Annotated in this window: 12 protein-coding genes; 10 read left to right on the top strand and 2 right to left on the bottom strand. The window is 68.3% G+C overall.

Annotated elements, in window-relative coordinates; translation table 11 throughout:
* The first annotated feature begins 1 nt into the window (after position 1).
* The 3 genes from ACYVI5_RS03200 (at position 2) to ACYVI5_RS03190 (ending at position 1,719) form a co-directional block, all read left to right on the top strand.
* On the top strand, positions 2–262 hold the full coding sequence (locus ACYVI5_RS03200; RefSeq protein WP_460531366.1) for a F0F1 ATP synthase subunit epsilon: 261 nt from the start codon (positions 2–4) through the stop codon (positions 260–262).
* A gap of 49 nt (positions 263–311) precedes the next feature.
* Positions 312–881: a P-loop nucleotide/nucleoside kinase family protein gene (locus tag ACYVI5_RS03195; protein WP_460578959.1), complete on the top strand. Its 570-nt coding sequence runs from the start codon at positions 312–314 to the stop codon at positions 879–881.
* Positions 882–963: 82 nt separating this feature from the next.
* Positions 964–1,719, top strand: coding sequence for a YaaA family protein (locus ACYVI5_RS03190; protein ID WP_460578958.1), 756 nt, complete (start codon positions 964–966; stop codon positions 1,717–1,719).
* 366 nt (positions 1,720–2,085) lie between these two features.
* Here the strand turns inward: ACYVI5_RS03190 and ACYVI5_RS03185 are convergent, their stop codons facing one another.
* Positions 2,086–2,706: a DNA-3-methyladenine glycosylase I gene (locus ACYVI5_RS03185; RefSeq protein ID WP_460579214.1), complete on the bottom strand. Its 621-nt coding sequence runs from the start codon at positions 2,704–2,706 to the stop codon at positions 2,086–2,088.
* Positions 2,707–2,756: 50 nt separating this feature from the next.
* The gene (locus ACYVI5_RS03180; protein ID WP_460578957.1) at positions 2,757–3,245 is read right to left on the bottom strand and encodes a methylated-DNA--[protein]-cysteine S-methyltransferase; all 489 of its coding nucleotides are present in this window, start codon (positions 3,243–3,245) and stop codon (positions 2,757–2,759) included.
* A gap of 106 nt (positions 3,246–3,351) precedes the next feature.
* On the opposite strand from ACYVI5_RS03180, the gene ACYVI5_RS03175 reads away from it, so the two are divergent.
* From ACYVI5_RS03175 to ACYVI5_RS03145, 7 genes are all read left to right on the top strand, one after another.
* Positions 3,352–4,107, top strand: coding sequence for a hypothetical protein (locus ACYVI5_RS03175; RefSeq protein WP_460578956.1), 756 nt, complete (start codon positions 3,352–3,354; stop codon positions 4,105–4,107).
* Positions 4,108–4,155: 48 nt separating this feature from the next.
* The gene (locus ACYVI5_RS03170) at positions 4,156–4,821 is read left to right on the top strand and encodes a TetR/AcrR family transcriptional regulator (protein ID WP_460578955.1); all 666 of its coding nucleotides are present in this window, start codon (positions 4,156–4,158) and stop codon (positions 4,819–4,821) included.
* A gap of 15 nt (positions 4,822–4,836) precedes the next feature.
* Complete coding sequence (locus tag ACYVI5_RS03165; RefSeq protein WP_460578954.1) at positions 4,837–6,570, top strand: ABC transporter ATP-binding protein; 1,734 nt, start codon at positions 4,837–4,839, stop codon at positions 6,568–6,570.
* A complete protein-coding gene (locus ACYVI5_RS03160) occupies positions 6,567–8,537 on the top strand; it encodes an ABC transporter ATP-binding protein (RefSeq protein ID WP_460578953.1) in 1,971 nt (656 codons plus the stop codon). Before ACYVI5_RS03165 ends, ACYVI5_RS03160 begins: the two co-directional genes overlap by 4 nt.
* Positions 8,538–8,597: 60 nt before the next feature.
* Positions 8,598–9,734 carry a DUF4192 domain-containing protein gene (locus tag ACYVI5_RS03155; protein WP_460578952.1) on the top strand — a complete coding sequence of 379 codons (1,137 nt, stop codon included), beginning with the start codon at positions 8,598–8,600 and terminating at the stop codon, positions 9,732–9,734.
* A 33-nt stretch (positions 9,735–9,767) separates the two neighbouring features.
* Entirely contained in the window at positions 9,768–11,066 is a 1,299-nt protein-coding gene (locus tag ACYVI5_RS03150; RefSeq protein WP_460578951.1) for an FHA domain-containing protein, read from the top strand.
* A 103-nt stretch (positions 11,067–11,169) separates the two neighbouring features.
* Complete coding sequence (locus tag ACYVI5_RS03145; RefSeq protein ID WP_460578950.1) at positions 11,170–11,994, top strand: PP2C family protein-serine/threonine phosphatase; 825 nt, start codon at positions 11,170–11,172, stop codon at positions 11,992–11,994.
* Positions 11,995–12,135 lie beyond the last annotated feature (141 nt).

The raw sequence follows: 12,135 nt of genomic DNA, 5'->3' as shown, positions 1-12,135 counted from the left end.
CATGGCGACCATCAAGGTCAGCGTCGTCTCGGCCGATCGGGAGATCTGGTCGGGCGATGCGTCGATGGTCGTGGCGCGAACCACGGTCGGGGAGGTGGGAATCCTCCCCGGCCACACGCCGCTGCTCGGAACGCTTGCCGAGGGCGAGGTACGCATCACGCTTCCCGGCGGGGAGCGGCTCGTCGCCAGTGCCGCGGACGGCTTCGTGTCGTTCGAGAACAACGAGCTGACCGTGCTCGCGGGCAAGGCCGAGCTGGTCTGACGAGGGATTCGCACCAGCGCGTTCCACGCAAGGCAGGGAGGGGGCCGAAGTGGCATCGGCGACGGTTGAACGGCAGTTCGGAGAAATCCGGGTACCGGCACTGGTGGTGATGGCCGGTCTGCCCGGCGCAGGCAAGTCGACGATCGCCGAAGTGGTGAGCGCGCGGCTGAGCGCGACCATCGTGTCCGTAGACCCGATCGAGTCCGCCATCCTGCACGCCGGCATCGACGCCGATCAGCCGACCGGGCTCGCCGCATACCTCGTGGCGGAGACCCTCGCAGAGCAGGTGCTGATGTCGGGACACAGCGTCATCGTGGATGCCGTGAACGCCGTGGAGCCCGCACGTCTGCAGTGGCGCGATCTCGGGCTGCGTGCCGATGTGCCGCTGCGAGTGATCGAGGTGGAGTGCTCCGATCCCGAACTGCACCGTACGAGGCTGGAGAAGCGGGTGCGCAACCTGCCGCACTTCGAGGAACCGTCGTGGCGCGCCGTCGAACAGAGCCTGGAGGACTACCAGCCGTGGAAGGGGGAGTGCGCGGAGTTGCCGCGCATCACGCTGGATACCGCGAACCCCCTCGGACAGAACGTCGAGGCCGCCATCCGGTTCCTCGCGCCGTGAGCCAGGGACCCGGCGTGGTCACGAGCCATCGTGACCTTGGCACGTTGCGCGCACGCGCTACGACAGCGGCGTCCGGCGCTCCGTGCTGATTCTGCTGCCGCCGTCCGAGTCCAAGCGCGCCGGCGGCCGAGGACGCGCGCAGCTCGAGCTGGCGAAACTGCGGTTCCCCGAGCTGCTTGCTGAGCGCGATCAGACTGCTCGAGCGCTCGTGCGCGTTGCAACCAGTGGCGATCGGGAAGAGGTGGCGAAGGCGCTCGGCATTCCGCGAACGCTGGTCGACGAGCTCGACACGAACGCCGTCCTTTTCGACGCGCCCGTGATGCCGGCGATCGACCGCTACACGGGGGTGCTCTACGACGCACTGGATGCCGCAAGCCTGCCACAGGAGGCGCGCCGCCACCTCGGCCGCACCACGGCTATCCACTCGGCCGTGTTCGGCCCGGTCGGAGCGCTCGACCGTATTCCGGATTACCGGATGTCGGCCACGTCGCGGCTGCCAGGCATCCGTCTTCGCTCGCTGTGGGCATCCGCCGTCACCGCGGCGCTGGGACAGGTCGCGGGCCCGATCATCGACCTGCGCTCGGAGGGATATGTGGCGCTCGGGCCGGTGGATGATCGCGACGATGCGGCCTTCGTGCGGGTCGTCACCGAAGGACCGGACGGCACGCGTCGTGCGTTGAACCACTTCAACAAGCACGCGAAGGGCACCTTGGTGCGTGCCTTCGCGCTGGAGCGGCCGCGCGTTCGCTCCGTGCACGGGTTCATGGAGTGGGCTCGTTCGGTCGGGTTCCGGATGGAATCCGCAGCCAATCGTGAGGTCCTGCTGGTGGCCGACTGAGTTAGGATCGACTATGTGCCAGCGGGGGTCGGCACGTTCACACGCGGCGACGCCCATTGGGACGACAGGGTGACAATCAGGGCGCTCGCAGCGGCCTCGGAAGCCTCTTCAACACGCGGGCGAACGCAATACCGTCGGGTCGGCGAATGAGGTCGGCGCGCGTCCCCTCCGTGCGCCAGAGTGGTCGTTCACGGTGCGATGATCGGGTTTCTGATCGCCTGCGGTCGGGCAAGTGCGATACCGGTCACCACGAGGCACACCGTAAGGACCACCGGATCTCCGCCGGCCCGGCCTACGCAGGTGCCGGGCACGACCTGCCGGGCACCACCGTCCGGCACTCGAATCGCTTGCCGCAGCGCGCGCCCACTACTTCCCGGAGCCCTCGGCGACGGCGGCGCGCCAGCATCCCCTCAGATGGTCGTCCACGAGACCAGCCGACTGCATGAGCGCGTACATCGTGGTCGGGCCGACGAACCGGAACCCGAGTGCGCGCAATCGACGACTCAGGGCTGTCGACTCCGGTGTGACCGCGGGCACGTCGCTCATCGACTCGGGCACATCGGCTCGGGAATCGTTGGGTGCGAACGACCAGATGAGGTCGCTCAGCGGCTGCTCCAGAGCGGCGGTTGCGCGGGCGTTGGCGATGGTCGCCTCGATCTTGCCGCGATGACGGATGATCGCCGCGTTCTGCAGCAGTCGTTCGACGTCGTCTCCCGTCATCGCGGCGACCTGCTGCACGTCGAATCCGTGGAACGCCTCCCGGAACGCCGGCCGGCGCAGCAGGATGGTGCGCCAGGAGAGCCCGGCCTGAAATCCCTCCAGGCAGATCTTCTCGAAAAGGGCGCGGTCGTCGCACAGCGGAGTGCCCCACTCCTCGTCGTGGTAGCGCTGATACTCGAGATCGGCGCCCACCCACGCGCATCGTGCTATGCCGTCGTCGCCGACGAGCACGTCGCCTCGCCTCTTGGGTGCTGGAGCATCCGTCATGCCAGCAAGCCTCGGCGGCGCGCTGCCCTGCACGGCTTCTTCGGTGTCGCTCATGCGGCGAGGGTTATCCCTTCGTGCTCGAGGAGCCAGAGCTTCGTCGGAATGCCTTGACCGCCGCTGTAGCCCGTGACGCGGCCGTCCGCGCCCAGTACGCGATGGCATCCGATGAAGAGAGGTATGGGGTTCGAGCCTATTGCCCCGCCGACGGCCCGGCCGGCCGTGGCCTTGCCCACCGCCATGCCGAGCTCGCCGTAGGTGATGTGCTCGCCCCAGCCGACATCGCGCAGCCGGTCCCACACGGCTCGCCGGAACGGCGTGCCGTCCGGCGCAAGCGGAACGTCGAACGTGCGGCGCTTCCCGGCGAAGTATTCGTCGAGTTGGTCGCGTGCCGCCTGGAGCACGTCGTCGGGGTGCTCGGGAATGTGGTCGCGGGGAAGAGCGCCGTCGCGCTCGATGCTCAGCGAGGTGACGGCGGATCCATCGGAGAGGAGCTCGAGCCTGCCGATCGGGCTCGGCATGCGAAGAAGGTATGCGTCCATGACTCGACGGTACGCACGGCATCCGACACACGCGGTGCCGGGAGGGGCTGCGGTGGATGCATCCTCGATTCGGGTACGTGGGGAGGGAGAGACCTAGAATTCCCCCGTGGTACTCCTGGATGTCATCTCTCTCGTCGTCGCGCTCGTGGCGATCGCGTTCGCGGTGGTCGCCCTTGTGCGGGCACGAACGGCGGAGGAACGTGCGGCGGCCGCGGCATCCGGTGTCGCTCGCGCCGAGACCAATGCGCAAGCCGCAGCGGCCGGACTCGAGCAGCTCGAGACGAGGGTGGTCCAGGGCAGGCAGGATGCGGCGAACGCCGCGCAGCAAGCGGCCCGCGCCGCGCAGGCGGCTGCGGCGGCCCAGGCTGCTGCAGCCGCAAGCCGTCGTGAGGCCGAAGCGGCATCCGACAAGGCGGAACACGCCGAGGCCGAGGCGGCCCGCATCCAGGCGAGCGCTCTGACCGGCGGCGTGCCGGCGGCAGCAGCGTCGTCGCGCGAGCAGGCACCCGGTCGCGCGACCGTGCAGCGTGCGGAGGACCACGACGTCGCAGGAGGCGGGGGATCCACCGAGCGGGTCGTGCAGGTGTCATGGCAACTCGAGCGCGTACGCAATTCGACCTGGGCCCTGCGGAACACGGGCCTCGCGAAGGCGCGCGATGCCCTGTTGTCCGACGTCACCGTCCCGCCGAAGTATGTGCGACCCGACGAGGTGATCCCGCGTGACGTCGACCGCGACGACGTGCTGCAGTTCCGCGTCATGGCGGGCCGGGGAGCCCCGCCGCCACGCATCCGCGTCACCTGGCGGGAGGGCGCCGGATCGCCCGCGTACTCCCGCGAGTTCACCGTGCTGACGGCATCCTGAATCATCATCGCGTTGCGGAGTGAGCGCGCACTCAGTTAGCATCTCCGCGTGCCGAAGATACCGAATCGCGCCAGCCCGCTGCCCCCAGAGGAACGCAAAGCGTCGATCATCGACGCCGTGATCCCCGCCATGATCGAGCACGGCGCGGCGCTGACCTCGCGTCAGATCGCTGAGGCCGCCGGCGTCGCCGAGGGGACCATCTTCCGGGTGTTCGGCGACAAGGAGACGCTTCTGCGGGAAGCGGCCGACGTCTACCTCGACTCTGCGCCGGTACGGGCGAGCATCGCCCAGATCGACCCCAGCCTGCCGCTGGAGGCGAAGGTCGGTCGCATCCTGCACGTGTTGCGGCGACGATTCCACGGCGTGATCAGCATCATGTCGGCGATCGGGTACACCGGATCAGAGCCGCCGCACCTGCGGAACCGCAAGCCCGAGCAGAAGTGGGAGTACGCGTCCACCGTGGCGCGACTCATCGAGCCCGAGCTCGACCGGCTGAACGTGCCGGCTGAGCACGTCGCACCGTTCATCCGCATCGTCGCGTTCGCGATGTCCGTTCCCGGGTTCACGGTGGAGCCCTCGTTCGACGACGACACGCTGACCCGCCTCATCGTCTACGGCATCGCAGGCGGCACGACGGCCGGCGACGAGGATGCCGTGCGCGAGCGGGCGGCGGACGCCCTCGTCGCCGACAGCGCCGGGACTGCACAGACCTAACGAAAGGGCCCCTTCATGTTGATGCGATTGCTCGTGCGGTACCTGCGCCCGCACTGGCCGCTGCTGGCCGCCGTCGTGGTGTTCCAGCTGCTGCAGTCGTTCGCCTCGCTGTACCTGCCCACCCTGAACGCCGACCTCATCGACAAGGGCGTCATCAAGGGCGACACCGGCTACATCCTGGCCAACGGAGCGTTCATGCTTGTCGTCACGCTGGGGCAGGTGATCTGCAACATCGTGGCCGTGTACTTCGGCGCGAAGGCGTCGATGCGACTCGGCCGCGACCTGCGCGGCGCGCTCTTCTCCCACGTCGGCGAGTTCTCCGAGCGCGAGGTCACGAAGTTCGGCGCGCCGTCGCTGATCACCCGCAACACCAACGACGTGCAGCAGGTGCAGATGCTGGTGCTCATGACGTGCACCCTGCTCGTGTCGGCGCCCATCCTCTGCATCGGAGGCATCGTGCTCGCGATCCAGCAGGACTTCGGGATGTCCTGGCTCATCGCGGTCAGCGTGCCCATCCTGCTGATCTGCGTCGTGCTGATCATCTCGCGCATGGTGCCGCAGTTCCGCAAGATGCAGAAGCGCATCGACCAGGTGAACCGGGTGCTGCGCGAACAGCTGTCAGGCATCCGTGTCGTGCGCGCATTCGTTCGCGAGAACATCGAGCGCGACCGGTTCAAGTCGGCGAACGACGAGGTCACCGAGACGGCGCTGAGGGCCGGCCGCCTGATGGCGCTGATGTTCCCGACCGTGATGCTCGTGCTGAACCTCTCCAGCGTGGCAGTGATCTGGTTCGGCGCGTTCCGCATCGACGACGGGTCGCTCCAGGTGGGCACGCTGACCGCGTTCCTCAGCTACCTCATGCAGATCCTGATGGGCGTCATGATGGCGACGTTCATGTTCGTGATGGTTCCGCGCGCCGCAGTGTGCGCCGAGCGCATCGGCGAGGTGCTGAACACGGAGTCGACGGTGAAGGCATCCGAGAATCCGATCACCGAGCTGCGGGAGCAGGGCACGGTGGAATTGTTCGAGGTGGGCTTCGCCTACCCAGGTGCCGAGGATCCGGTGCTCAGCGACCTCAACGTGCGCATCGAGCGGGGGCAGACGGTCGCGATCATCGGCTCTACGGGCTCCGGCAAGACGACGCTGATCAACCTGCTGCCGCGGCTCTTCGACGCCACGAGCGGCTCGGTCCTGATCGACGGGGTCGACGTCGCCGAGCTCGACCCTGACGCGCTGTGGGCCCGCATCGGGCTGGTGCCGCAGAAGCCGTACCTGTTCTCCGGCACCGTGGCATCCAACCTTCGGTATGGAAAGCCGGACGCCACCGACGACGAGCTCTGGCGCGCGCTCGAGATCGCGCAGGCGAAGGACTTCGTGCAGGCGATGGACGGCGGACTCCAGGCCGAGATCGCTCAGGGTGGCACGAACGTCTCCGGCGGGCAGCGGCAGCGACTCGCCATCGCCAGGGCGCTCGTCAAACGTGCGGAGATCTACGTGTTCGACGACTCGTTCTCGGCGCTCGACCTGGCAACGGATGCCCGTCTGCGGCGAGCGCTGCGCGAGAAGGAGAGAGGTGCCACGTTCGTGATCGTGGCGCAGCGTGTCTCGACGATCACCGACGCCGACCAGATCCTGGTGCTGGAGAACGGACGGATAGTCGGAGCCGGCACGCACGATGAGCTGTTGCAGACATCCGAGACGTACGCGGAGATCGTGTCGTCGCAGTTGACGGCGGAGGAAGCGGCATGAGTGAGACGAAGACCACGCAGCGCGTTCCGATGCCCAGGCGCGGCCCGGGCGGCGGTGGTCCGTTCGGCGGCGCGGGGATGCCCGCGCAGAAGGCGATGAACTTCGGGCCGAGCGCCAAGCGGCTGCTGCGCAGGCTCCGACCCGAAGCCGCGTGGCTCGTCGTTGTGATCCTGCTCACCGTGGTGAGCGTGACGTTCAGCGTGCTCGGACCCAAGTTGCTCGGCGAGGGCACCAACATCATCGTCGCCGGGTTCATCTCCAAGAGCCTGCCGGCGGGCGTCAGCCAGGCGCAGGTGCTGGAGGGCATGCGCAGGAACGGGCAGGGGCAATTGGCGGACATGCTCAGCGGCATGCACCTGACCCCTGGGCACGGGATCGACTTCACAGCGCTGTCGCACGTGCTGATGATCGTGCTGGCGCTCTACGTGTTCGCGTCGGTGTTCAGCTGGCTGCAGGCGTACATCCTGAACGGTGTCACGATGCGCACGGTGTACCGGCTGCGCAGGGACGTGGAGGAGAAGATCCACCGGCTGCCGCTGAAGTACTTCGACTCGATGCCGCGAGGTGAGCTGCTCAGCCGCGTCACCAACGACATCGACAACGTGCAGCAGAGTTTGCAGCAGACGATGAGCCAGCTGGTCACCTCGGTGCTCACGGTCGTCGGCGTGCTGGTGATCATGTTCGTGATCTCGCCGTTGCTGGCCGCCATCGCGCTGGTCTCGATCCCGCTCACACTGCTCGTCACGATGGTGATCGCCAAGCGGTCGCAGAAGATGTTCGTCGCGCAGTGGCGCGAGACCGGCGCGTTGAACGCGCAGATCGAGGAGACGTACACCGGTCACGCCATCGTGAAGGTGTTCGGTCGTCAGCGGGAGGTGAACAAGCGGTTCGACGAGAAGAACGATGAGCTCTACCGGGCGAGCTTCGGCGCTCAGTTCGTGTCGGGCATCATCATGCCGTCGATGCAATTCGTCGGGAACCTCGTGTATGTCGGAATCGCTGTGGTCGGCGGCTTGCAGGTGGCGGCAGGCGTCATCCAGATCGGCGATGTGCAGGCGTTCATCCAGTACTCGCGCCAGTTCACGCAGCCGCTGGCGCAGCTGGGGTCGATGGCCAACCTGCTGCAGTCCGGCGTGGCCTCCGCCGAGCGTGTCTTCGAGTTGCTGGATGCCGACGAGCAGTCACCGGATGCGAGTGCGCCCGCGGCGGTGGCCGAGACGAAGGGGCGCCTCGAATTCGAGGACGTGTCGTTCCGGTACCTCGAGGACAAGCCGCTCATCGACGACCTGTCGCTGGTCGCGGAGCCGGGACAGACCGTGGCGATCGTGGGACCGACCGGAGCGGGCAAGACCACTCTCGTGAACCTCATCATGCGGTTCTACGAGGTGGACTCCGGCCGCATCACGCTGGACGGCACGAACATCACCTCGCTCACCCGGCGGGAGCTGCGCAGCCGCATCGGCATGGTCTTGCAGGACACCTGGCTGTTCGCCGGCACCATCCGCGACAACATCGCGTACGGTCGCCCGGATGCGACAGAGGACGAGATCGTCGAGGCGGCCCAGGCCAGCTACGTCGACCGGTTCGTGCGCTCGCTGCCTGACGGCTACGACACGGTGCTCGATGACGATGCCAGCAACATTTCAGCGGGCGAGAAGCAGCTGCTGACCATCGCGCGGGCGTTCCTCGCCCGGCCGAGCGTGCTCATCCTCGACGAGGCGACGAGCTCGGTCGACACGCGCACCGAGCTTCTCGTGCAGAAGGCGATGAGCGCGCTGCGGCAGGGGCGCACGAGCTTCGTCATCGCGCACCGGCTCTCCACGATCCGCGATGCCGACCTCATTCTGGTGATGGAGGCCGGCCAGATCGTCGAGCAGGGTACGCACGCTGGGCTGCTCGCCGCCGGCGGCGCCTACTACTCCCTGTACAACGCGCAGTTCGCCGGGGCCGTCACCGACGAGGCCTAGCAACCGAGTACCACCGGCTCCCGTCCTCCACAGGCGGCAGCAGATCGCCGCAGTGCACGGATGCCCGTGGTCGCCCGCCGCGCGCATCCGCCGCACGCGACGCTGGTCGCCATGCCCGAACGCATCGTCGCCATCGACTCTCTCGATCTTCTGTCCCATGTTCCGGAGCTCATCGGATTCGCGCCCGAACGCAGCCTGGTGCTGATCACGATGCGCGGATCCACGACGAGCGGAACGCTGCGGGTGGATCTGCCAGGTGGATCAGCACGTGCCGGGCATCCGCCGAGGCAGAGGGAGCTGGCCGAGTATGCGACCACTGTCGTCGGAATGGCGTGCCGCGTGCGCGGGGCGGACGCCGTGCTGCCGATCGTCTTCACCGACGACTCGTGCTCCGCGGGAACGCCGCACCCGGAGCTGTTCGCGCAGCTGCGCTCGGCCGCTGCCGTCGCAGGACTCACCGTGCGGGACGCGCTGTTCGTGGCAGCGGACGGCTGGGGCCACGAGAGCGGCGGGCCCCCGCGCCCCAGAGACGAACTGGACGTCGCGTGGCGGCTGCGGCGACTCGACCCGGACTGCCTGCCGGTGCACGAACACCCCGAACGAGAGGCGGTGCTGCCGGGGGTCGATCCCCGGCAGCTGGAGCGCACCGAAATCGCTCTCGATGCCCTCCGAGGCGAGAAACGGATGCCCGACCCGATCTGGTTCGCCGAGTTCAGCGCCCGCTGGATGCCGACCGCGATCGGCCCGGCCTCGGCCGCGCTCACTGCCCACGTGCTCGGCGATGCCCGATGCAGGGATACCGTTCTCTTCACGTGGATGTGGGGGAGGGCGACAGGGCGACGCGCGTTGCGTTTCCAGGAGGACTGCGGTCGCGGCGCACCCGCTGTGGATGAGGAGATCGCCTTGGCGCTCGTCGGCCTCGGCAGCATGCCGAGGCCGAGTGCACAGGGAGCGCGGCGCGGTATCGAGCTCCTCCGTCAGGTCGCGGCCCGGTTGCCGGTGCCCGAGCGCGGTGCGTGCCTGGCATCGCTTGCCTGGCTGAACTGGGCGCTCGGTCGCGGATCCGTGGCCGGCGAGTACGTGCGTAGCGCCCGCCGGGCGGATCCCGGGTACCCGTTCGCACGTCTCGTGGAGACGATGCTCGAAGCCGGCGCGCTGCCCGAGTGGGCGTTCACCGACCGGGAGACGCCAGAATGAGACGAAGCAGCGTACGGGGCAGGGGAGGGACACGTGGCGCAGGGGCAGCCGTTCGGACGTCATCGGGGGTTCGTGCACGCGACGGCCCCCCGTCGCCCTGAGGACGACTGGGTAGTGGTCGTCGGCGAGTCGTTCGTGGCCCTCATCGAGGCGGCACCGGGCGAACGCGGCATCGAATCGCTCACTGCACTAACGGGAGCTGCCGAGACGGAGCTGGAACGGGTGGTGTCGGCCATCCCGGTGGGCGAGAACGGCGTCGACTCCTTCGCCGTCGTGCATTTCGACGCCGATGGCGTCGACGGCTGGCAGATCACCGCCGTCGCCCGGGGCCGTGCAGTGGTCGATGTCTATTCCGTCGGCGGCGCGCGCCGGTTCTCGTCGTCGGGGATGCAGCCGTGGCTCATCGCGACGTTCCGCGACGTCGTCGCCGTGGAGCTCGGCGGTCCGGCCCGGCGGTTCGACAGCGTCGTGCGAGTGACGCCGGGAGCGTTGCCCATCGGTATCGGAACGGCGAACGTGGGATCCGTGCTGTGGTCCCTCGCTGCACCGGAGCGGACGGTCGTCGCCGAGCCGGAGCAAGGCGACGATGCCGGTGCCCGGTATGCGAGGCCTCCTGCTGCGCTCGATGAGGACACAGTACGTCGACCGCCGGTCTCTGCGCCTCCGGGGGTCGACGAGGAGACCGTGCAACGCAACAGCGGGCTTCATCGTGCCGCACCTCAGGGCGAGCGAGGGGGCGATGCGAGGGCGCTGCGGGAATCGCGGAGGGCTCCCGGAATCCGAAACGAACCGGACGAGCGCACCATCGAACGGGCATCCCTCTTCCGGCCCCCGCCGGCCCCACTTGCGCCGGCGGATCCGCAGCCGACGCCTATGGCCGGAACCGAGCATCCGCAGGCACTGCTGACCGGCGTAGCGCCAGCGCTGCTGCAGGAGACTCCGGTCGCCGTCGGCGTGGCATCGGCAGAGGGGAGCGACGAGAGCGGTCGAGTGCTGGTGGGCATCCGAGGGCTCGAGCAGATGCCGCTCGATCGCCCCATCGTGTTCGGCCGGCGGCCGGTTTCGACCCGGCGTTCGGGTGCAGACTCCGTGCTGGTGGCCGTGTCGTCACCTGGTCAGGAGATCTCGGCGTCGCACGTGCGAATCGAACGAGCCGGGCGCGTCGTGGTGGTCACCGACCTGAGGTCCAGGAACGGCACCCGCGTGAGCATCGACGGCCGGCGAGCCCGAAAGCTGCGCCCAGGAGAATCGTTCGCGGTGCCCGGCCACGCCGCAGTCGAGATTGGCGACGGGACTATCATCGACATCACCCCCGTAGGCTTGATCCCGTGATTCGTCGATGTGCGAACCCGCCCGATGCGTCAGTAATGGAGCACGGCCTCAGAAGGCGACCAGGACCCGATCGCCATGCAGACACACCCGAGAGGATGCTCGCGTGACACAGATCGGGCGCAGCAGCAAGCGGCATCACATCGCCGTGCCCGGCAAGGACGCCCGGATCACCCTCACCTGGGCCGCCCTGACAGACAAGGGCTACCGGCGAGCAGTGAACGAGGACAGCCTCATCGCCAAGTCGCCCATCTTCGCCGTAGCCGACGGGATGGGCGGGCACAGCGCGGGCGATGTCGCCAGTGCAGCCGTCGTGAACAGGCTGTCGGAGCGGGTCTCCGCGCAGTTCGTCGACGAGCGCGCCATCGACTCCTCGCTTCGGGCAGCGGTCGCGGACATGGACAAAGGTGCAGGGCAGACCGAGCTCGGCACGGGAACGACGGTCACGGGTTTCGCGCTCACCCTGGCCGAGGGCGAGCCCAGCTGGCTCGTCTTCAACATCGGCGACTCCCGGGTGTACGAGCTGGAAGAAGGTGAGCTCCGGCAGCTCACGGTCGACCACTCGATCGTGCAGGAACTGCTCGACGCGGGAGCGATCACGCCCTCGGAAGCGGAGGTGCACCCGCACTCGAACGTGATCACGCGGGCAGTCGGGTTCAACGAGGACCCGGTTCCCGACTTCAGCCTTGTTCCCGTGGTGGCGGGAACGAGGCTGCTCGCCTGCTCCGACGGCCTCACCAAGGAACTGACCGAGCACGGCATCCGTCACTTCCTCACGGTCGGCACCAGTCCGCTCGATGCGGCTGGACAACTGATGGATGCCGCCCTCGGCAACGGCGGCCGGGACAACGTCACCGTCGTCGTCGTCGACGTGCTCGGCACCCCCGATGCGCCGGTGAACTCCCCGAGGCGAAGCGCAAGACGCCGCTGAGCGGACGGCACAGCGAAAGGACGAGACGTTCGCCGAGCCCTCGGCGGTGGCCCTCGTGGGCCGCCGACAATCCCTCGTGGGCCGCCTACAATGGTGCACGTTTCCCCGGCCGGGGACGATGACGACCGACGAGACGGGAGG

It is taken from the genome of Humibacter ginsengisoli (genome assembly GCF_054780095.1).
The sequence above is the reverse complement of the archived record's forward strand: the minus strand, read 5'-3'. Positions and strand labels throughout refer to the sequence as shown.